The organism is Streptomyces sp. CNT360 (assembly GCF_000424785.1).
Map to the genome: position 1 here is coordinate 583,460 of NZ_AUKO01000004.1, position 20,761 is coordinate 604,220.

Genomic DNA, 20,761 nt, shown 5'->3' on the forward strand with positions numbered 1-20,761 from the left:
AGGGCGTGTCCGCGAGCGGTGCGACGGCCCGTCCGTTCAGGCTTCCACGCGGTCGATCCGCACGGCCAGGTCGTTGTTGAGTGTGTAGTAGGGCCGCGCGGTGAGCGCCGCCGCCTCGCTCCCCTCGGCCTCTTCGGCATCGACGGCACAGGCCGGATAGGTGAAGATCCGCTTCTTGTCCGGAACGTCGTCGAGGAGGCGGGCGATCCGCACCGGCTCCGCGTCGTGGGAGGTGCGCAGCCACAGGTCCCACAGCCGGTGCCCGGCCAGCGGCGGATAGGGCAGCACGGCGGTGAACTCCCGCGGGTCGTCGCCCGGGACGGTCACCTCCGCCGTCACCGGCGTGTCCTGGCCGCGCCGGGGACGGGCCTCCAGCCGGGCGGTCGGCGTCACCTCGGCCCCGTGGAGCCGTCCGCTCAGCTCCATCCCGCCGTCGTCCACCCGCACCGCGCCCGCTTCCGCGTGCGGCCAGCGCAGCCAGGAACGGACGCTGAGGTTTCCGTGCTTGGTGGCGTAGGGAATGCGCACGCCCAGCCAGCTGCGGCTCTCCCGCGGGACGCGGTCCACCAGGGAGCGGGTGTCGTTGCAGCCGGGCATCAGCCGGCGCGGCTCCTGCCCGGACAGCATCAGGAAGACGTTCCACCGGCCCTCGCTCAGCCGTACGGTGCTGGGCAGCGTCGCGCGCAGCATGCCGGGGGACGCCTCCTGCACGGGTGCCAGCGGGAGCCTGACCTCCTCCGTCTCGCCGGACGGGCCGGGCCTGCGGCGCAACAGCAGCCCGGGGTCCCCGTCGTGGGTCTCGTCCTCGGCCACTCTCACGTCGAAGGTGAGGCCGCCGGCGGTGTCGGCGGTGCAGTCGGCTTCCGGGCCGCGCGGGGCGGGCGGTGCGGACACGGTCTCTCCAGCTTTCGGGTGGTGCTCCGTCCCCGCTGCGAGGTGCGCGGCGCCCGGTGCGGCGCGGTCCTCCTCGGGGAGGGTGGGGAAGGCGGCGAGGGCGGGGGCGTGGAAGGCGTCGGCCGCCCGGGTGTGCGTCATGGTGTCGGTGGTGCTGCCGCTCATGTCGTACGTCCTCCCTGGAGCGCCGCGGAGCCCGTGTTCCGGAGGACGTCCTTGACGGCGTAGGCCCCACCCAGCAGTGAGGCACGGGTGCGGTGCAGGCCACGGCTGCCCTTGCCGATCAGATCGCGCATGATCGATTCGTAGCGGGCCCCGATCCTGGCGGGGTCGAAGCGTGCGGAGTCGGCGAGCGCGGCCCGGCCCATCCGGCGGCGCAGCGCATCGTCGTTGATCAGGCCCAGCAGCGCTCCGGCGACGGCGTTCTCGTCGCCCATGGGAACGAGGCGGCCGTCCACTCCGGGCCGGATGATCTCCGCGGGACCGTGCGGGCAGTCCGTGGCGACGACGGGCAGACCGCAGCGCATGGCCTCGACGATGGTCATGCCGAAGGACTCCAGGCTGGAGGTGACGGCGGCGATCGACCCCTTGGCCCACTCCGCTTCGATGGGGTGGATGGCGCCCATGAGGAAGACGTGGTTGTAGAGGTCGAGTTCGTCGATCAGGGCGCGCAGTCCTGGTCTCTCCCGCCCGCTGCCGTAGATGCGCAGCCGCCAGTCCGGCCGCTCCGCGACGACCTTGGCGAAGGCCCGTATCAGCAGGTCGTACCGCTTGGCGGGGGCGAGCCGGCCGGCCGCGACGACCCATTTGCTGGAGCCGTCGGCCGGGGTCACTGCGGGCGCGGGAACGCTGTTGGGTACGGCCTCGATGCGCACCCCGGGCAGCCGCAGCTTGTGCCGGTAGTCGGCTGCGTCGGCCTCGGTGACGGTGGTCAGCGCGTCGAGCCGGGGGTAGACGCTGCGCAGCACGAGCTTCAGGTTGCGGGCGTGAGTGGCGAGCGTGAGGTGCTCCTGGCCTATCCGCACGGGACCGCGGCGGGTCTGCAGTGCGAGGTGCGTGTTGAGCCCGGGGCGGGTGCCGACGACGACATCGGCGTCGGTGCGGGCCAGGTGTTCCCCGATGAGGCGGTCGGTCAGTCCGCTGTACATCGGGTACTTGCCGTCGGCAGCCGGAAAGACCTGGGCCGGCCGCGTGTGTGCGGCACCCAGGTCGGCGGGCGTGTGCACCCCGCGGGTGTCGACGAGGTGGCGGAGCCCGACTCCCGGTCCGGGATCGAAGACGGGCCGGTCGCGGGTGCGGAAGACCGAGACGACTTCCACATCGTGCTGCTCGGCGAGGCAGCGGGCGAGATTGTAGGTGGTACGGACGGTTCCCCCGATGGCGTACCCGTTGTGGAGCAGAAAGGAAATGTGCATTTTCCCCGAGTCCGTCGCGTCCTTGCGGTCAGTCCCCCTCTGTCCGCACTGTCACCGAGCTAGACCATTAAGTACCTGGGAGGGTTGGGTGCCCTGAGCAGGTTGTTTCAGAAGAGTTCTGAACGGTTCCCTTTTTGTGACCACACGAGGGGAACTTTGGGTTCTCTCCGATCGTTTCCTTGCCTTCCTGTGCCTGCATCGCAGGCAGCGGCCCCGCCGGGCACGGTGGCCGGGCGGGGCCGCTCACTCAGTGGGGGTCGGCCGCCGGGCGGCCGACGACCACGTCAGACATCGAGTTTCTGGCCGGCGACGATGAGGTCCGGATCGGAACCGATGACGTCCTTGTTGGCGGTGTAGAGCTCCTTCCAGCCCTTCCCGTGCGCGGACGCGATCGAGCCGAGCGTGTCGCCGGTCCGCACGGTGTAGTTGCCGTCACCACCGCGTGCAGAACTGCGTCCCGGGTGGGTGGCGGGGCGGTCCTGCGACTGCGGCTGCGCCTGCTGCCGGTCCTGGCCCGCACTCCCGTCGCGGCTCTGCCCCTGGCCCTGGTCCCGGCTCGGCGCAGCCGCCTGCGGAGGCGTACCGGACGCGCCCGCCTTGGCGGAGCAGTTCGGCCAGGCTCCCCACCCCTGCGCCTGCTGCACCTTGGTGGCGACAGCGATCTGCTGCGACCTGCTGGCCTTGTCGGCGGTGGGCGCATAGGAGCTACCCCCGTAGGCCTGCCACGTGCTGTTCGAGAACTGAAGACCGCCGTGGTAGCCGTTGCCGGTGCTGGTCTGCCAGTTCCCGCCGCTTTCGCACTGGGCGATGCGGTCCCACACTCCGTCGTTGGACGCCGCCGAGGCCGTCGGAGCCGTGGCGGCGAGCAGGGCGAGCGGGGCGGCGATACCGGCACCCGTGAGCACCACTGCTGTACGACGCTTGAACAAATCAAACCCTCTCCACGAACCCGGGTCCCCCTCGTTCCCCCGCGCGGACGAGCACCGCGGCGCCCGTTGCGCCCGCACTCGACTCCGCCTGTCCCGGGTGGTGCGCGTTGCACCGTCGTGAAATGTATGGGGCACCTCGCCCGAATTGAAACCGGATCTTCGTCTCAGCAGGTCAGATGCCGGTTACCGGGTATAACGGCGATTTTCGGACGCCCCACGAACTACCGCAATCCGGACAGTAGTTGACACCGTCCGGCTGCCCCTGGCCGACACTGTGAGTCACTTCACGAGTCGAACTCCCGTACCGGGCCGCCCCGTTGACGGTGCGTGAGCCTCAGCCCCGTTTGTGTGACCGGATGTCGACCGGTACCCCGCCCCGCCGCGCGCCCGCGCGTGACCGTCACCACAGGTCTCCCGTTGTCCAGGCGAACAGGTACCGAAAGCCAGGAGCTCCCGTGTCCCCCATGCTCGATGTCAGCGACGCCGTACGCGCCGAGATCGGCGAAGCAGAAGCCGACAGGCTGCTCGCCGGAGAGAACACCCCAGGAGAGTACGACTGCACCTCGTGCCGCAACCGGGGCAACCCCCAGCAGGAGCGCACCAGCACCGTACTGTTCGTCGGCGAGGAGACCGCCGTCCTCGCCTTCGCCCACGCCACCTGCATCCCCTCCCAGGTGGTGACCGTCTCCGAGGACCAGCTCCAGGGCGCCGTACGCTCCCTCACCGCGGACGAGCAGGCGGCCGCGGCCCGGCAGGGCGAGCCGCCGGCTCCCGTCGGTGCCTCCGCCCCCGTCTCCCCCACCGCCCCGGCCGGGCCGGAACCGACCCCCCGGCAGGCGGTGTTGGGCGTCACCTGCGGCCAGGTCCTCCTCGACGACGTCCTGCACCCGGCCGTCGTGGTCGAGCCCACCGGCCCCATCGCGCGCCCCGGCTCCGAGGGGCCGGGGGACGACTTCCTGCCGCTGCTGATCGAGCACGGCTTCCTGCCCGTCACCGATGTGGCCGCACGGCCCGCGCCGATCGCCGGCTGGTCGGTGCTGCTGGCGATGGGGCAGCTCCACGCGATTCTCCAGCCCCCGGCCGTGCCCGGCGGCCAGCCGGTGGCCTGGTGGCAGGCGCACCAGCCGCTCGCCGTCACCGAGGGCTGGCGCACCGCCGCGGCCAAGAGCCACACCGTGCTGGTCTACGCGGCCCCCGCCGGCTCGATCGGCCAGCAGCCCCGCGAGGACCTGCTGCGGGAGGCGTTGGAGAAGGCGGCGGCGAGCGGCGTACTGGTCGCCGGCACGATGCCGCTGGCAGGCACCTGAGCCACGCCGACGGCGGTGCCCGCCGGGTGGGCCCGGCACGCCCGGTGGAACGGGCGCCCGGCTGGACAGGTGCCCCTGTGGGCGGGTGATCCCCGCGAGCCGGGAGCGGTGGGGGCGCCGACCGCGATCAGGTCAAACGGGACGGTGGGCCGCATCCGGGGCGGCGGACGGTCGTTGGGCAGACGTGCAGCCATACGAGCCGATTCGAGCCCACCACGTCCACCCCGGCGGCAGCCGGGTCCCCGCTCCGGCGGGGACCTTCGTCGTGCCCCGGATGCGGTCACCGCACAGCGCGTCACCGGAGGGGTCCACGCCCATCTACGACTCGCTGTACGCGGAGTACCGCAGACTCTTCCGGGCGCTGCCCGGGGACCGCACGGGCGAGGAGGAGCTGCAGTTCGTGGGGTTCGGCACCGTGCACGGCACGGGGACGGGCTCCTGGGGTGACGAGGAGCCCTCGGCCGCCGCGTGGCACACACCGGCCTGGCACCTGCCCGCGCTGCCGCCCGCCCCCCGCCACGGTCACCACCACTGAGGGAGCGGCCGCGGCGGGCGGCGGCTCACTTCTTGCGGCCGCGCTTCTCCCGCACCCGCACCGAGATCTGGATCGGTGTGCCCTCGAACCCGAACTCCTCGCGCAGCCGCCGCTCGACGAAGCGGCGGTAGCCGGCCTCCAGGAAGCCGGAGGCGAACAGCACGAACCGCGGCGGCCTGGTGCCCGCCTGGGTGCCGAAGAGGATGCGCGGCTGCTTGCCGCCCCGCACCGGGTGCGGGTGCGAGGCGACGATCTCCCCGAGGAAGGCGTTGAGCTTCCCCGTCGGCACCCGCGTCTCCCAGCCCGCCAGCGCGGTCTCGATGGCGGGCACCAGCTTCTCCATGTGCCGCCCGGTGCGGGCCGAGACGTTGACCCGCGGCGCCCACTGCACCTGGACCAGATCCCGTTCGATCTCCCGCTCCAGGTAGAAGCGGCGCTCCTCGTCCAGGGTGTCCCACTTGTTGTAGGCGAGGACGACGGCGCGGCCCGACTCGACGGCCATGGTGATGATGCGCAGGTCCTGCACGCTGATCGACTCGCTGACGTCGATCAGCACCACGGCGATCTCGGCCTTCTCCAGCGCCGCCGCGGTGCGCAGCGAGGCGTAGTAGTCGGCGCCCTCGGCCATGTGCACGCGGCGGCGGATACCGGCGGTGTCCACGAACTTCCAGGTTTTGCCGCCGAGTTCGATCAGCTCGTCCACCGGGTCCCGAGTGGTGCCCGCCAACTCGTCGACGACGACGCGCTCCTCGCCCGCCACCTTGTTGAGCAGCGAGGACTTGCCGACGTTGGGCCGGCCGATGAGGGCGACCCGGCGGGGGCCGCCGAGGGTGAGGCCGCCGAACGTCTCGCGGGGCGCTTCGGGCAGCGCCTTGAGCACCTCGTCGAGCATGTCGCCGGTGCCGCGCCCGTGCAGCGCGGAGACCGGGTGCGGCTCGCCCAGGCCGAGCGACCACAGGTAGGCGGCGTCCGCCTCGCCCGAGGGCCCGTCCACCTTGTTGGCGCACAGCACCACCGGCTTGCCCGCGCGGCGCAGCAGCTTGACGACGGCCTCGTCGGTGTCGGTGGCGCCCACCATCGCGTCCACCACGAAGACGACCGCGTCGGCCGCCTCCACGGCGAACTCGGCCTGCGCCGCGACGGAGGCGTCGATGCCCAGCACGTCCTGCTCCCAGCCGCCGGTGTCGACGACCTTGAAGCGGCGGCCCGCCCACTCCGCCTCGTAGGTGACCCGGTCCCGGGTGACGCCGGGGCGGTCCTCCACGACGGCCTCGCGGCGGCCGATGATGCGGTTCACCAACGTCGACTTGCCGACGTTGGGGCGGCCGACGACGGCCAGTACGGGCAGCGGCCCGTGTCCGGCCTCGCCGAGGGCGCCCTCCACCTCGTCCTGGTCGAAGCCCTCTTCGGCGGCAAGCTGCAAGAACTCGGCGAACTCGGCGTCACCCAGCTCACCGTGGCCTTCTCCGGTGCCGTCGTCGGCGGGGTGGATCTGGTCGTTCATGACGTCTCGTCCTCGTCGTTCAGCGATTCCGTGCAGGGTCCGGGGCGGGCCGGGGCCGATCGGCGTCGGCGGCCGGGTCGTGGCCGGGCTGTCCGGTCGTCGGTGGTCAGCGGCCGGTGAGCCGCCTGGCATCCTTCAGGTGCGCGGCCAGCCGCTCCTGGAGCTGTGTGGTGGCGTGGTCCAGCGCCTTCCGCGTCCGGCGCCCCGATCCGTCGCCCACGGTGACCGGGTCGCCGAAGACCACGTCGACCCGGCTGCGCAGCGGCGGCAGTGCCCGTATCAGCCGTCCCGGACGGTCCGCGCTGCCGAGCACCGCGACCGGGACGACCGGAGCGCCGGAGCGCAGCGCGAAGTAGGCGAGGCCGGAGCGGAGCGCGGCGAAGTCGCCCTCGCCCCGGGTGCCCTCCGGGAAGATCCCGAGGGCACCGCCGCGCTCCAGGACGCCGAGGGCGGTGGTGACGGCGTTCCGGTCGGCGGTGGAGCGGTCGACCTCCAGTTGTCCGATGCCGCGCAGGAAGGAGCCGAGGGGGCCGACGAACGCCTCCTTCTTGATCAGGAAGTGCACCGGCCTGGGCGCCGTTCCCATCAGCATCGGGCCGTCGATGTTGTGCGCGTGGTTGACCGCCAGGATCACCGGGCCGCCCGGCGGCACCCGCCAGGCACCCAGCACGCGGGGCCGCCACAGGCCGTGCATCAGGCCGAGGCCGATCCTGCGGCCGACTGCGGCTCCCCGCTCGCTGCCGGTGGACTCGTTCCCGGTCACCTGGCCGCCTTCTCCACCGGTTCCGTGTCCGCCGCCGACGGGGCCTTCGTCCCCGGCCCGGCCTGCCCCTTCTCTTCGGCGGCCTTCTCCACGAGCGTGACCACGCACTCGATGACCTGCTCCAGGGTGAGCTCGGTGGTGTCCACCTCGACCGCGTCGTCGGCCTTCTTCAGCGGGGAGGTCTTGCGGCTGGAGTCCGCCTTGTCGCGAGCGGCCAGCGCCTGCTGGGTGGCGGCCAGGTCCGGAAGGGGCTTGCCGTCGGTGGTCTTCAGCTCGCCGCTGCGCCGGGCGGCCCGCGCCTCGGGCGACGCCGTGAGGAAGACCTTCAGGTCGGCCCGCGGCAGCACCGTGGTGCCGATGTCCCGGCCCTCGACGACGATGCCGCCGTCCGCCTCGGCGGCGATGGCCCGCTGCAGTTCGGTGATCCGGGTACGGATCTCGGGCACGGCGCTGACTGCGCTGACCGCGGCCGTCACCTCCTGGGTGCGGATCGGCCCCGAGGCGTCCAGCCCGTCCGCGGAGATGGCCGGGTCCCGCGGGTCGGTGCCCGAGACGATGCTGGGCTTGCCCGCGGCGGCTGCGATCGCGGCGGGGTCCGAGACGTCCACGCCGTTGCTGAGCATCCACCAGGTGATCGCCCGGTACTGGGCGCCGGTGTCCAGGTAGCTCAGCCCGAGTTGGGCCGCGACGGCCTTGGAGGTGCTCGACTTGCCCGTGCCGGAGGGGCCGTCGATGGCGACAATCACTGCTGCGGGGGTCGCGGACACGGTGGTGGGCACCTTTCGTGGGTCTTCGGGCTCTCGGCGCACACGGCGCGTGGGGCGGCGGGGTGGGCCTGGATCCCCGCACCAGGCTACCGGCTGCCGCGGACACCCCACGCCGCGCGTCCCTGCCGCGGACACCCGGCCGCAGCGGCCCGGCCCGGCGGTCCGACTCCACCGTCCGGCCCGGCGGTCCGGGGCACGGGCCCGGCGCCCGCGTACGGACCGTGGCCCGGCCTCCGCCCGGGGAGGGGTCAGCCGTACGTCCGGGGCCGGGAGGCGCCGCGGCCCTACGTCGGGGAGGGGCCGACCGTAGCTCCCGGAGGACGCCCTACTGGCGCAGGGACCAGCCGCGGTCCCGCAGCTCCTGTTCCAGCACCCGCACCGCGCCCGGCTCCACCATGAGCTGCATGTGGCCCGCCTGCTGTCCGGTGGCGTGTTCGATGCGGACGTCCTCGATGTTGACGCCCACGGAACCGGCGTCCGCGAAGATCCGTGCCAGCTGGCCGGGGCGGTCGCTGATCAGCACGGTGACGGTCTCGTAGGCGGCGGGTGCCTGGCCGTGCTTGCCCGGGACGCGGGCCCGGCCCGTGTTGCCGCGGCGCAGCAGGGCCTCGACGTCCGCGGCCCCGCCGGCCCGCTCGGACTCGTCGGCCGAGGCCAGCTCGCGCAGGGCGCGTACCGCCGCGTCGAGGTCGGCGGCGACCTCGGTCAGGATGTCGGCGACCGGCCCCGGGTTGGCCGACAGGATGTCCACCCACATCCCCGGGTCGGAACCCGCGATGCGGGTGACGTCGCGGATGCCCTGGCCGCACAGCCGCACATCCGTCTCGGCGGCCTGCGCAAGCCGCGCCGCCACCAGGCTGGAGAGCAGCTGCGGGGTGTGCGAGACGAGGGCGACCGCCCGGTCGTGCGCGTCCGCGTCCATGACCACCGGCACCGCCCCGCACAGGGCGATCAGCTCCAGGGCGAGGTTGAGCACCTCCGTGTCCGTGCCCGGCGTCGGGGTCAGCACCCAGGGCCGCCCCTCGAACAGGTCCGCGGTCGCCGCCAGCGGGCCGGACTGCTCGCGCCCCGACATCGGGTGGCTGCCCAGGTAGCTCGTCAGGTCGCCGTCCAGCGCAGCCAGCTCCCTGCGCGGGCCGCCCTTGACGCTGCCGACGTCGATGACGCCGCGTGCCAGCCCCCGGCGCTGCACGTCCACGACCGTCGCCGCGATGTGCGCGGGCGGCACCGCGACGACTGCCAGGTCGGCCGGCTCGTCCGGCTCCGGCTCGCCTTCCGTCCCGGCGCCGAGCGCGGCGGCCGTACGGACCCGCTCCTGGTCACGGTCGACAAGGTGCACCCGTACGCCGCGTGCGGCGAGCGCGAGGGCCGCCGAGGTGCCGATGAGTCCCGTGCCGAGCACGAGGGCTGTGCGCATTACTGTGCGATGTCCTTGCGGAGTGCGGCGGCCGCCCCGAGGTAGACGTGGCTGAGGTCGGCCCTGGGCAGCTCGGTCTCTGTGTGGGCCAGGATACGGACCACCCTCGGCATCGCGCCCGCCACCTCCAGCTCCTGCGCGCAGATCAGCGGCACGTCCACGATGCCCAGCTTGCGGGCGGCGGCAGCGGGGAAGTCGCTGTGCAGGTCAGGGGTGGCCGTGAACCAGATACTGATCAGGTCGTCGGCGCTCAGTCCGTTGCGCTCCAGCACGGTGGTGAGCAGCTCACCGACCCGTTCGTGCATGTGTGCCGCGTCGTCCCGGTCCAGCTGGACCGCGCCCCGCACCGCGCGGACCGCCCGCACTCGCTCCGCCACTGCCTCTCCTCACTGCGCCGGCTACCTGGCCGGGAGCAGGGTAGGTACTGCGCACGCGCGCATGGGCGGGCCGCTCGCCCAGTGAGACGGTACAAGTGGAGACATGATCTTCCATGTGGTCCCGCTGGACGACTGGCTGCTGGCCCCGGACCGTCCCTACTCCCCGCGGGTGCTCGCCGAGGACGGGTTCATCCCGTGCACCGCCGACGAGCAGCAGGCGCTGGCTGTTGCGGACGCCCGGTTCCGGGAGGCGGTGGGGCCCGTGATGGCCCTCATGATCGACGAGCACCGGCTGGATGCCCGCGTCCACTGGGAGCCGGCGCCGCTGATCTACGGGCGGGTCAATCGGTCGGCGGTGGCCGGCATGCTGGAGGTCCAGCGGGACGGAGAGGGGCGGGCCCTCTCCTTCGCCCTGTGGTCCTGACCCGCTCCCGCGGGGTGGAGCCCTCTCGGAGGGGCCCTCCCGGGGGCGAAGCCCCCTCCACATGAGAGGGGGCGAGCATGACGTCTACAGATCGACCTCCCGCATCAGCATGCCGACCTCCGTGTTGGTCATACGGCGGAGCCAGCCGGACTTCTGGTCACCCAGGGCGATGGGTCCGAAGCGGGTGCGCACGAGCTTTTCGACGGGGAAGCCGGCCTCGGCCAGCATGCGCCGCACGATGTGCTTGCGTCCCTCGTGGAGGGAGACCTCGACCAGGTAGTTCTTGCCGTGGTTCTCCACCACCCGGAAGTGGTCGGCCCGTGCGAACCCGTCGTCCAGCCGGATGCCGTCCTTGAGCTGCTTGCCCAGGTCGCGCGGGAGCGGGCCCTGGATAGCGGCCAGGTAGGTCTTCTTGACGCCGTACCGGGGGTGGGTGAGCCGGTGGGCGAGCTCACCGTGGTTGGTGAGCAGGATCAGGCCCTCGGTCTCGGTGTCGAGCCGACCGACGTGGAAGAGGCGGGTCTCCCGGTTCTGGACGTAGTCGCCCAGGCACTGGCGGCCCTCGGGGTCCTCCATGGAGGCCACGACACCGGCCGGCTTGTTGAGGGCGAAGAAGACGTGGGACTGGGTGGCGATGGTCAGCCCGTCGACCTTGATCTCGTCCTTCTCCGGGTCGACCCGGAGCCCCTGCTCGCGGACGATCTTGCCGTTGACCTCGACCCTGGCCTGCTCGACCAGTTCCTCGCAGGCCCGCCGCGAGCCCATGCCGGCCCGCGCGAGCACCTTCTGGAGGCGCTCGCCCTCCTGGCCCCCGAACGTCTTGGGGAGCTTGACCGCGGGCTTGGAGTGCCGGGCGCGGTTGCGCTCCTCGACCTGTGCCTCGTACTCGCGGGGGCGGGCGGGCGCCGACGCCCTGCGGTCGCGTGCCTTGGGGGCGCCGCTCCCGGTGACGTTCTTGCGGACGTTGCCGCCCTTGCCACTCTTGCCGCCCTGGCCGCTCTGGCCGCCCTTGCCGCCTGCGGGCTGGGCGCCGCTGCCCTGGGTGTAGCGGCGTTCCTCGGGGCGCGGCTGCCGCGGGGTGCGGGGCTGCTGGCGTGCGCCGCCCTGACCGCCGGTCCTGCCGCGCGGGGCTCCTCGGCCGCTCTGGGAGGCCTGGCCACCGCGGCCGGAGCCGCCCTGCCTGCCGCCTCGGTTACCGCCGGTGTTCCTGCCGCTGCTTCGCATCAAAGTTCCGTCTGGGAGTCGGGGGAAGGATCGTCTACGTCGAACGACGGCATGCCTTCCGGGGTCTCCCCCTCCACGGCCTCCGCTTCCGGCAGGAAGGGAGCCAGCTCCGGAAGCTCGTCCAGGCCGCGCAGGCCCATCCGCTCCAGGAAGTAATGCGTCGTCCTGTAAAGGATCGCACTTGTCTCGGGTTCCGTGCCCGCCTCCTCCAGCAGACCCCGTTGCAGGAGGGTGCGCATCACGCCGTCGCAGTTCACGCCGCGTACGGCCGAGACCCGGGAGCGGCTGACCGGCTGCCGGTAGGCGACCACGGCGAGGGTCTCCAGCGCGGCCTGGGTCAGCCGCGCCTGCTGACCGTCCAGGACGAAGCGCTCCACCGCGTCCGCATAGTCGCCCCGGGTGTAGAAGCGCCAGCCGCCCGCCACCAGCCGCAGCTCGAAACCGCGGCCCTGGACGGTGTACTCGTCGGCCAGCTCGCGCAGCGCGTCGGAGACCTCGCGGGGCCGCCGCTCCAGCACCTTGGCCAGGTGTTCGGCGGTGGCGGGCTCGTCGACGACCATGAGGACGGCCTCCAGCGCGGGCTTCAGCTCCAGTCCGGCGACCTCGGAGGCGCCCGCCGGCGGTCCGCCCTGCGGCGGTGCGGCGGACGGCACGCCGTCCGTGCCGGCGGCGGCCTCCTGGATCTCGTAGCTCTCCTCCGCCGTCCTGGTGTCGGCCGTGTCACTCATCCTTGGCTTCTCCTGGCTCCTGGTCGAACTCGTCGGTCACCAGCGGCGCGGTGTCCTCCGCGCCGCTCCAGGTGACCAGCAGCGCCCCCAGCGCCTCGTCCTGGTGCAGCTCGACGGCCCGTTCCCGGTACAGCTCCAGCAGCGCGAGGAAGCGGGCGACGACGGTGAGGGTGTCGGCGGCGTCCTCGGTCAGCTCCTGGAAGCTCGCCTCGCCCCGCTCCCGCAGCCGTGCGACCACCACCTCGGCCTGCTCGCGGACGCTGACGAGCGGGGCGTGGATGTGCTCGACGTACACCTGCGGCTTGGGCTTGGGCCGCATCGCCTTGACCGCCAGCTTGGCGAAGCCCTCGGGGCCGACACTGAGCGCCACCTCGGGCAGCAGCTCGGCGTGGTGCGGCTCCAGGCCGACGGTGCGCGGGAAGCGCCGGGCCTCCTGGTCGAGGCGGTCGGCGAAGATGCCGGCGATCTCCTTGTAGGCGCGGTACTGGAGCAGCCGCGCGAAGAGCAGGTCGCGGGCCTCCAGGAGGGCGAGGTCGGCCTCGTCCTCCACCTCGGCCTGCGGCAGCAGCCGGGCGGCCTTCAGGTCGAGCAGCGTGGCGGCCACCACGAGGAACTCGGTGGTCTGGTCGAGGTCTCCCTCCGGGCCCATGGCGCGCAGGTACGCCATGAACTCGTCGGTGACCTTGGAGAGCGCGACCTCGGTGACGTCCAGCTTGTGTTTGGAGATGAGCTGGAGCAGGAGGTCGAAGGGGCCTTCGAAGTTGTCGAGGACGACGCGGAACCGCCCGTCGTCCGCGTCCGGTTCGCCCTCCCCGCCCGAGCCGTCCGACGCGGAGTCGGCGAAGAGCCGGGCCGCGGAGTCGGCGGAGGATCCCGACGCGGGGTTCGCCCCCGGATCCTGGGCGGGGTCCGCCCCGGTCTCCGGCGCGGGGTCCGTCTCGGGCTGCGCTGCGGCGTGCGCCTCGGACTCGGGCGCGGGGTCCGCCTCGGACTGCCGCGCGGAGGCCGGTGCAGGTCCGGGGGCGGGTTCCGCCGCGGGGGCCGGCACGGAGGCCGGGGAGGGAGCCGTAACAGGTGGGGACGGCAAGGCGGGTTCGGGCTCCGGGCCCGGCTCCGGCTGCCCGGCGGCGTCCGGCGAGGAGCCGGGCCCCCGCCCCAGCGGTCGGCGGGAGCCCCGGCTGCGGAGGGTGTCGTCAGGCGTCGGAGGGGGCATCGCAGGCAGCGTACTGGCAAGCAGGTCAGCGCCCGCGCAACCGCCGTACGAGAATGCTCGCGTCTCCCCGCGACTCCAGGTCGGCGAGGACCACGGCGACGGCCTCGCGCACGATCCGGCCGCGGTCGACGGCCAGTCCGTGCTCGCCGCGCAGCACCAGCCGCGCGTGTTCGAGATCCATCAGCTCCTCGGCCGAGACGTAGACGGTGATCTTCTCGTCGTGGCGTTCTCGGCCGCTGGGGCGGCGGCCCGCGCGACCGCGCCGGGGGGCCGAGCCGGAGGCGGCACCGGCGGACGCCGAAGCGCCCCCGGCGCCACGGCTCTTGGTGGAGCCGCGCCGTGCGGACCGCTCGGCCTGTGCGGGCCCGCCCTGCGGGGGCGGCGCAGTGGCACGCGGAGAGTCCGACTGGTCGGCGGTACGGCCGCGACGGGCCGCGTGTTCGGCAGGGCTGCCCGCCTCACCGTCGGCGTCACCGGCCGCGGTGTGCTCGCCCCCCTCGGACTCGGCCGCCGGTTCGGAGGCGGGCGCGGGCACCTTGGGCGCGGCGGACGGCGCGGGGCCGGCCTCCCGCTGCGACGCCTTCGAGGTCTCGCCGTTCGCCTGGCCGACCTGTGAGGACGGCCCCTGCTGGGGCGCCGACGGCTGGACCGCGGCGCCACCGGTCGTACGGAACAATTCGTCGGCTGCCGGGAGACTCACTCGGCGTGGCACCGGGCGAGCACCTCCCTGGCGAGCTGGCGATAGGCGGCGGCACCGACGGAGTTGGAGGCGTACGTGGTGATGGGCTCGCCGGCGACGGTGGTCTCCGGGAAGCGGACGGTACGCCCGATGACCGTGTGGTAGACGTTGTCGTCGAACGCCTCCACGACGCGGGCCAGCACCTCGCGGCTGTGCACGGTGCGGGAGTCGTACATCGTCGCCAGGATGCCGTCCAGCTCCAGCTGCGGGTTGAGCCGCTCCTGGACCTTCTCGATGGTCTCGGTCAGCAGCGCGACGCCGCGCAGCGCGAAGAACTCGCACTCCAGCGGGACGATCACCTTGTGCGCCGCGGTGAGCGCGTTGACGGTGAGCAGGCCGAGCGAGGGCTGGCAGTCGATGACGATGAAGTCGTAGTCGTTCATCAGCGGGCCCAGGGCACGCTGGAGCGTCGACTCGCGGGCCACCTCGCTGACCAACTGGACCTCGGCCGCCGACAGGTCGATGTTGCTGGGCAGCAGGTCCATCCCGGCGACGGCGGTCTTCAGCAGCACCTCGTCGGGGGCCAGGCCGCGCTCCATCAGGAGGTTGTAGACCGTCAGGTCCAGCTCCATCGGGTTGACACCGAGGCCGACGGAGAGGGCGCCCTGCGGGTCGAAGTCGACGAGCAGGACCCGCCGTCCGTACTCCGCGAGCGCCGCGCCCAGGTTGATGGTCGAGGTCGTCTTGCCGACCCCGCCCTTCTGGTTGCACATCGCGATGATCTTGGCCGGACCGTGCTCGTTGACGGGGCCGGGGATCGGGAAGTAGGGCAGCGGCCGTCCGGTCGGGCCGATGCGCTCGCGACGCTGGCGGGCCGCGTCGGGCGCGAGCGTGGCCGCGTACTCCGGATCGGGTTCGTACTCCGCGTCCGGATCGTAGAAGTGGCCCTCGGGCAGTTCGCCGTAGTGGGTGTCGTGGTGCGGTTCCGTGTAGTCGGCGAAACGCTCGGCGGACTGACCGTTCGTAGCGTCGCCGGCCGTGGCGTTCACGTGTTGGCCGTCCGTGCTCTGGTTGGCTGTCATGGTGGGCGTCGGATTCTGGTGGGCCGCGAAGGTGCGGACAGCGACGGAGCCGACACCCTCGGGCCCTGTGGGACCCAAGGATTCCTGGCCTCGCACAGGCGCTCCTGGTTGACCACCCCCGGGAGAAAATGTCGACTCGTTCACAAGTCGTCTTACCTCCAATGGTGACCAGGAAATTTCTCGACTAGTCAGCGTGACACCATGCCGACGGTTGGCGACTCTATGGCGTGTCGGCGGTCCGCAGCAACACAATCCGCCGGAGACGGCACGATGTGTCGGTATGCGCGCACCCCCGTGTCAAGAGGCCACCGGGTGACCCGAGCTCCGTTTCACCGGGGGTCAAATCGGTGAGACGGTGCCATTCTCGGCGAATCGGCGCCGCTGTACGGAGGTATGACGACGTCACCGTCCGGGCCCTCCCTCCAAGGTCCGGACGGTGACGTGATGTTGCCGACGTTGACTCCGCGGGTTGACCGCGGGGGCGGACCCTGCCTCGGTCCGCTCCTCGTCCCGGTCGGCCGCCGCCGGGTGGCCGGCTCAGCCCAGCAGCGTCGCCACGTCCCGCACCGGCAAGCCGTGCGCCTCCCCGACGGAGCTGTAAGTGACCTCGCCGTCGTGGGTGTTGAGGCCCTTGGCCAGCGCCGGATCGCGGCGCAGCGCCTCGCGCCAGCCGCGGTTGGCGACCTCGACGATGTACGGCAGCGTCGCGTTGGTCAGCGCGTGCGTGGAGGTGTTCGGGACCGCGCCGGGCATGTTGGCGACGCAGTAGAAGACCGAGTCGTGCACCCGGAAGGTCGGCTCGGCGTGCGTGGTCGGCTTCGCGTCCTCGAAGCAGCCGCCCTGGTCGATCGCGATGTCGACAAGAACACTCCCCGGCTTCATCCGGAAGACCAGATCGTTGCTGACCAGCTTGGGAGCCTTCGCGCCCGGGATGAGCACGGCACCGACGACCAGGTCGGCCTCCAGGACCGCCCGCTCCAGCTCGAAGGCGTTGGAGCTGATGGTGCGCACCCGGTTGCCGAAGATCTTGTCGGCCTCGCGGAGCTTGTTGACGTCCTTGTCCAGCAGCGTGACATGGAAGCCGAGGCCCACCGCGATCTGCGTCGCGTTCCAGCCGGAGACGCCGCCGCCGATCACCACCGCGCGGCCCGGATTGACGCCCGGCACCCCGCCCGGCAGCACGCCGCGGCCACCGGCCGACGCCATCAGGTGGTACGCGCCCACCTGCGGGGCGATGCGGCCCGCGACCTCGGACATCGGCGCGAGCAGCGGCAGCGTGCGGTTCGCAAGCTCGACCGTCTCGTAGGCGATGGCCGTGGTACCCGACTCCAGCAGGGCGTCGGTGCACTCGCGGGAGGCCGCGAGGTGCAGGTAGGTGAACAGGGTCTGGTCCTTGCGGAGCCGGTGGTACTCCTCGGCGACCGGCTCCTTGACCTTGAGCAGCAGGTCGGCGGTCGCCCACACCTCGTCGGCGGTGTCCAGGACGGCGGCGCCGGCAGCGGTGTACTCACCGTCCGGGATGGAGGAGCCCGCCCCGGCGTTCCTCTCGACGAACACCTGATGGCCGTTCCGCACCAGCTCGTTCACCCCGGCGGGGGTGATGGCGACGCGGAACTCGTTGTTCTTGACCTCGCGGGGGATACCGACCTTCACGTCGATCACGGTCCTTCACTCAGGGTGCAGAAGGCTGTAGGGACGCCGGGTCGCACATGCTCGAAAACACCGGGGGGACCACGGCTCGACCAGTTTAATGAAGGAGGCTTAGCTGTCTAGCCTTACAAACAGTCGATCTTTTCGAAGATTGCTATACGTTTCGCAGGTTGCGGGTTGCCGGGCCCGTGGTGGCCCGCCCGGCGGCCCTCCGAGTGGCCCTCGTCACTGCCCTCGGGGTACCCCGGCACCGGCCTCCTCTTGCCCGCCTCCCCCCTGGACCGCCCGGCTCCCGGTGGATTCCGGATGGCGCCGGTGCCCGCACCCCGCAGCCCGGCTCGATGCACGCCGCACCCGTGCCCCACCGGTGTGCTCGCAGTGCGGGCCACGCGGGCTCCTGCGGCCCGCACGCGCGGAGTGCCGATGGTTCCGGCGGGCACGGGGCGGCAGGGGATACGGAGGGAGAGCGGGTACTACGGTCCGTCGCTCGACGCGCCGTCGGCGTCCTGGGACACCGGCTCGGCGGGCCCACCCGTGGGTACGCCGTCGGGACCGTCGGCCTCCCCGGGGACGCCTGTGCCGGGACGCGGCTCTTCCCCGTCCGGCGCCGGAGCCGGGGCGGGGACCGGGGCCCGCGCGGTGGGGGCCGCGGGGGGACGGGGTCCGGCCGGGGCGGGGTCCCCCAGCAGGCGGGCGGCGGCGGTGCGGTGGGCCCGGGCCGCCCGCAGGTTGCCGAGCCGCTCGCACACCTCGGCCGCCCGCCGTTCCAGGCCGGCCTCCAGTGCGGGGTCCCCGGCGCCACGTGCCGCCGTCAGCGCCTGCTCGCAGGAGCGCAGCGCCTCGTGCTGCCGCCCGGCGCGCTCCTGCACACGGGCGGCCTCCGCAAGGGCCAGGGCCTGCGCCCCCGGGTCGTGGAGCCGGCGGAACGCCGAGGCCGAGGCCCGCCAGGCGCGCAGCGCCTCGTCCCAGCGCCCGGCGTGGGCGTGGACCGTGCCCAGGCGGCCGTGCAGCCGCGCGGCCGCCTCCCGGTCGGCGTGCTCGTCCCGGGTCAGCCGCAGCGCCAGGGCCCTGCCGTACCAGTCGGCGGCCCGTTCCCAGTCGTCCAGCTCCGCATAGCTGCCGCCCAGCGCGTCCATGGCGCGGCCGGCAGCCCACGCGTCGTCGCCGTCCCGCGCCGCGTCCAGTGCCGCCCGGTACCGCACCAGAGCCTCCTCGAACCGGTCCGCGCGGGCGTCCAGGTCGCCGAGGTGGAGCAGGGCCGCCGCCCGCTCGCGGTGCAGACGGGCCCGCTCGGCCACCCGCAGCATCAGCTCGTGCAGCCGGTAGAGCTCGGGGGCGGCCTCCTCCGGCGTGCGGTGCGCCTCGAAGGCGCGGGCCAGCGCGGAGACCAGGCGGCGGGCGAGCGTGTCCAGCCGGCCACCGCCCTGGGCGACGGCCATCCCCGCGGCCGCCAGCAGCGCGGGACGCCGCGCCTCCAGCCAGGCGCGGGCCTCGCCCGGGTGGCTGAAGCGCAGCCCGCGCGGCATGTCCGCCAGGCGTCTGCGGCCCGGCGAACCGGCGGGCTCGCACACGTCGCGGCACGCCTGGAGTCGGCGTACCAGTCGCTCCAGCAGCCGGGCCCGGGCCAGCAGCACCTCACCGGGCCGCCCCTCGGCCGTCAGCTCCGCGCGGAGCAGCGAATCGAGGCAGCCGGGCACCTGGTAACGGTCGGCACCGAGCTCCCGCAGCAGGCCGGCGCGTGCGAACTCGTCGAGGGCGAGGCAGGCCGTGCTCACGGAGCACCCGCCCAGTGCGGAGGCGGTCTGCGGGTCCACGAACCCGGCGGGCGCGAGGGAGAGCAGCCGCAGCAGCCTGGCGGAGGGACGCGACAGCGAGCCGTACACCAGCCGGAAGGCACGCGTCAGCGGCCCCGGCGCGACCGCTCCCGGCCCGGTCGCCTGTTCCCGCGGGAGTCCGTGGTCGTCGAGGGCCGCGCACGCGGGTGCGGCTGGTGTGCCGGGGGCAGTCGGAGCGGTGCGGGCTGCCGGGTTCCCACGCGGGGCCGCCGGCTCGCCGTCGGTCGGGAAGCTCGGAGGTCCGGCGTCCGCACCGCCCTCCCCGCGAGCGGGGACGTCGCGCAACTCCGCGGCAGCGGAGGCTTCCCCTGCGCCGTCACCGGGCACCGCCCGCTCGCCCGCCACGTCCGGACCGCCGGACGGCGGCGGTGCCGGCTCGGAGTGGTCCGCGAGCGCCCGGGAGGCTTCCAGGAGGGAGAGCTTGGGGCGGGCGGCGAGCCACCTGCCGACCAGCAGGAGGGCCGCGGGCAGGCCGCCGCACTGCTCGGCGAGCACCTCGGCGCTGCGCGGGTCCACGGTGACGCGGGGCGAGGAGCCGGCGTACCGGGCCAGCAGTGCGACGGCACTCGCCCGGTCGAGGCCGCCGAGGGCACAGGGCCGCACGTCGGGCACGCCGGTCAGGGGGCCCGTGGAGACGGCGACGACGAGGCAGTCGCGGCTCTCGGGCACCAGGTCGAGGAGCTGGTCGGTGTCGGCCACGTCGTCCAGGAGGAGAACGGTGCGGCCGCGGCGGGTGAGGGCGGTGCGGAACGCCTCCGCGACCGCGGCCTCGTCGGCGCCGGGCGGCGGCGCCGGCGGCAGGCGGATGTCGCGCGGGCGGGGCGCGGCGCGGCCCCGGGTGTCCCGGGTGTCCAGTCGCGCCAGGCCGGCCAGCAGGTCGCGCGCGGTGCGTTCGGTCGGCACAGGGGTGCCGCCCGGATCGGTGAGGCGGGCCCGCAGCAGGCCGCGGGGGTAGCGGTCGGCGATGCGGCGGACGAACTCCTCGGCGAGGGAGGTACGGCCCGAGCCGGGTGTGCCGGCGATCAGCAGGATGCGGCAGTGCGGGAGGGGGCGGCCGGAGAGGGTGTGCAGCCCGACGCGTTCGATGTCCTCGCGCAGGGCGCCGAGTTCGCGGTCGCGGCCGGTGAAGGGGTGGGGGCGCCGCCCCGTGGCTGTGGGCTCCACCGCCTGGTCTGTCACGGGCTACGCTCCCGTTCGCTGTTCACCTGGTGTGCGCGGGTCGGATCGGTAGCGAGCGTAGTTCACCGCGTGCTGCCGGCCGGGGTCAACGGGCTGCGCCACCGTGCCGAAAATCACCACATCGGCTCACGAGCGGGGCGCCGCGCTCAGGGGCGCGGAGCGGGCCCCGCTCCCGGCGACGGGGAGCGGGGCCCGGTGCTCACTGCGCTGCGAACGGGCGCGCAGGCCAGGGCGCTTGGGCGGGCCGGAGGGCGCCCGGTCCGCCGCCGCTGGTGAGCGCCGCGTTCAGCGCGAGACACCCCACCACGAGGCAGTTGTTGTGCAGCTCGCCGGCGAGGGCGCCCCGTACGAGCTCTTCGAGGGGCACGCGGGCGATCTCCATGTCGGCCTCCTCCTCGGAGACCTCGAAGCGCTCCCCCGCCGCCTCGGAGAGCTGACGGGCCAGGAAGATCCGTACGGCCTCGTCGCTCCCGCCGGGCGTGGTGTAGACGTCGACGAGGACCCGCCAGTCCTCGGCCTTCATGTGGGCTTCCTCGTACAGTTCGCGCTCGGCGGCGGCCAGCGGGTTCTCGCCGGGCACGTCGAGGAGTCCGGCCGGGATCTCCCACAGCTTCTCGCGGACGGGATGGCGGTACTGGTTGAGGACCAGCACGTGGTCCTTCTCGTCGAGGGCGAGGATGGCGACGGAGCCGGGGTGCGTCTGGTAGTCACGGCCGACGACGGAGCCGTCCGGCATGACGACCTGGTCGGTGCGGACGCCGGTCTTGTTGCCCCGGAAGGGGGTGGAGGTCGCGGTGACCTCCCACTCCTCGGGGGTGTCGGAGATGCGGGTGGCCATA

Annotated in this window: 19 protein-coding genes; 3 read left to right on the plus strand and 16 right to left on the minus strand. The window is 73.3% G+C overall.

What is annotated here, in order from left to right; translation table 11 throughout:
* Positions 1 to 36: 36 nt before the first annotated feature.
* The 3 genes from H297_RS0112825 to H297_RS0112835 form a co-directional block, all read right to left on the minus strand.
* On the minus strand, positions 37 to 1,059 hold the full coding sequence (locus H297_RS0112825) for a hypothetical protein (protein ID WP_027737380.1): 1,023 nt from the start codon (positions 1,057 to 1,059) through the stop codon (positions 37 to 39).
* Positions 1,056 to 2,309, minus strand: coding sequence for a glycosyltransferase family 4 protein (locus H297_RS0112830; RefSeq protein WP_027737381.1), 1,254 nt, complete (start codon positions 2,307 to 2,309; stop codon positions 1,056 to 1,058). The genes H297_RS0112825 and H297_RS0112830 overlap by 4 nt, the downstream gene beginning before the upstream one ends.
* 284 nt (positions 2,310 to 2,593) lie before the next feature.
* Positions 2,594 to 3,238 (minus strand): transglycosylase family protein, encoded by a 645-nt coding sequence (locus H297_RS0112835; protein WP_027737382.1) that lies wholly within the window; start codon positions 3,236 to 3,238, stop codon positions 2,594 to 2,596.
* Positions 3,239 to 3,702: 464 nt separating this feature from the next.
* On the opposite strand from H297_RS0112835, the gene H297_RS0112840 reads away from it, so the two are divergent.
* Entirely contained in the window at positions 3,703 to 4,545 is an 843-nt protein-coding gene (locus tag H297_RS0112840) for a hypothetical protein (RefSeq protein ID WP_027737383.1), read from the plus strand.
* 274 nt (positions 4,546 to 4,819) lie between these two features.
* On the plus strand, positions 4,820 to 5,080 hold the full coding sequence (locus tag H297_RS0112845) for a hypothetical protein (protein WP_027737384.1): 261 nt from the start codon (positions 4,820 to 4,822) through the stop codon (positions 5,078 to 5,080).
* Between the two features lie 25 nt (positions 5,081 to 5,105).
* Here H297_RS0112845 and der read toward each other — a convergent pair whose 3' ends face one another.
* The 5 genes from der to aroH all read right to left on the minus strand — a co-directional run bounded on the left by der (position 5,106) and on the right by aroH (position 9,908).
* Positions 5,106 to 6,584, minus strand: a complete 1,479-nt coding sequence (der, locus tag H297_RS0112850) for a ribosome biogenesis GTPase Der (RefSeq protein WP_027737385.1) — start codon at positions 6,582 to 6,584, stop codon at positions 5,106 to 5,108.
* Positions 6,585 to 6,690: 106 nt separating this feature from the next.
* Positions 6,691 to 7,278 carry a lysophospholipid acyltransferase family protein gene (locus tag H297_RS0112855; protein ID WP_078513993.1) on the minus strand — a complete coding sequence of 196 codons (588 nt, stop codon included), beginning with the start codon at positions 7,276 to 7,278 and terminating at the stop codon, positions 6,691 to 6,693.
* Positions 7,279 to 7,343: 65 nt separating this feature from the next.
* Positions 7,344 to 8,114: a (d)CMP kinase gene (cmk, locus tag H297_RS36075; protein ID WP_486589492.1), complete on the minus strand. Its 771-nt coding sequence runs from the start codon at positions 8,112 to 8,114 to the stop codon at positions 7,344 to 7,346.
* Positions 8,115 to 8,439: 325 nt separating this feature from the next.
* The gene (locus tag H297_RS0112865; RefSeq protein WP_027737387.1) at positions 8,440 to 9,531 is read right to left on the minus strand and encodes a prephenate dehydrogenase; all 1,092 of its coding nucleotides are present in this window, start codon (positions 9,529 to 9,531) and stop codon (positions 8,440 to 8,442) included.
* Entirely contained in the window at positions 9,531 to 9,908 is a 378-nt protein-coding gene (gene aroH, locus H297_RS0112870; RefSeq protein ID WP_027737388.1) for a chorismate mutase, read from the minus strand. The genes H297_RS0112865 and aroH overlap by 1 nt, the downstream gene beginning before the upstream one ends.
* Before the next feature lie 103 nt (positions 9,909 to 10,011).
* On the opposite strand from aroH, the gene H297_RS0112875 reads away from it, so the two are divergent.
* Positions 10,012 to 10,332, plus strand: a complete 321-nt coding sequence (locus H297_RS0112875) for a DUF952 domain-containing protein (protein WP_027737389.1) — start codon at positions 10,012 to 10,014, stop codon at positions 10,330 to 10,332.
* 84 nt (positions 10,333 to 10,416) lie between these two features.
* Here the strand turns inward: H297_RS0112875 and H297_RS0112880 are convergent, their stop codons facing one another.
* From H297_RS0112880 to H297_RS0112915, 8 genes are all read right to left on the minus strand, one after another.
* The gene (locus tag H297_RS0112880) at positions 10,417 to 11,556 is read right to left on the minus strand and encodes a pseudouridine synthase (protein WP_027737390.1); all 1,140 of its coding nucleotides are present in this window, start codon (positions 11,554 to 11,556) and stop codon (positions 10,417 to 10,419) included.
* Complete coding sequence (scpB, locus tag H297_RS0112885; RefSeq protein ID WP_078513944.1) at positions 11,556 to 12,284, minus strand: SMC-Scp complex subunit ScpB; 729 nt, start codon at positions 12,282 to 12,284, stop codon at positions 11,556 to 11,558. Before scpB ends, H297_RS0112880 begins: the two co-directional genes overlap by 1 nt.
* Complete coding sequence (locus H297_RS0112890; protein WP_078513945.1) at positions 12,277 to 13,497, minus strand: segregation/condensation protein A; 1,221 nt, start codon at positions 13,495 to 13,497, stop codon at positions 12,277 to 12,279. Before H297_RS0112890 ends, scpB begins: the two co-directional genes overlap by 8 nt.
* A 25-nt stretch (positions 13,498 to 13,522) precedes the next feature.
* A complete protein-coding gene (locus H297_RS0112895) occupies positions 13,523 to 14,197 on the minus strand; it encodes a hypothetical protein (RefSeq protein WP_027737393.1) in 675 nt (224 codons plus the stop codon).
* Positions 14,194 to 15,258 (minus strand): ParA family protein, encoded by a 1,065-nt coding sequence (locus tag H297_RS0112900; protein WP_486589499.1) that lies wholly within the window; start codon positions 15,256 to 15,258, stop codon positions 14,194 to 14,196. Before H297_RS0112900 ends, H297_RS0112895 begins: the two co-directional genes overlap by 4 nt.
* 537 nt (positions 15,259 to 15,795) lie before the next feature.
* On the minus strand, positions 15,796 to 16,920 hold the full coding sequence (ald, locus tag H297_RS0112905; protein ID WP_158693669.1) for an alanine dehydrogenase: 1,125 nt from the start codon (positions 16,918 to 16,920) through the stop codon (positions 15,796 to 15,798).
* A 461-nt stretch (positions 16,921 to 17,381) separates the two neighbouring features.
* A complete protein-coding gene (locus H297_RS41530) occupies positions 17,382 to 19,922 on the minus strand; it encodes a tetratricopeptide repeat protein (protein WP_078513948.1) in 2,541 nt (846 codons plus the stop codon).
* Between the two features lie 199 nt (positions 19,923 to 20,121).
* Positions 20,122 to 20,760, minus strand: a complete 639-nt coding sequence (locus H297_RS0112915) for an NUDIX hydrolase (protein WP_027737396.1) — start codon at positions 20,758 to 20,760, stop codon at positions 20,122 to 20,124.
* Position 20,761: the final 1 nt, after the last annotated feature.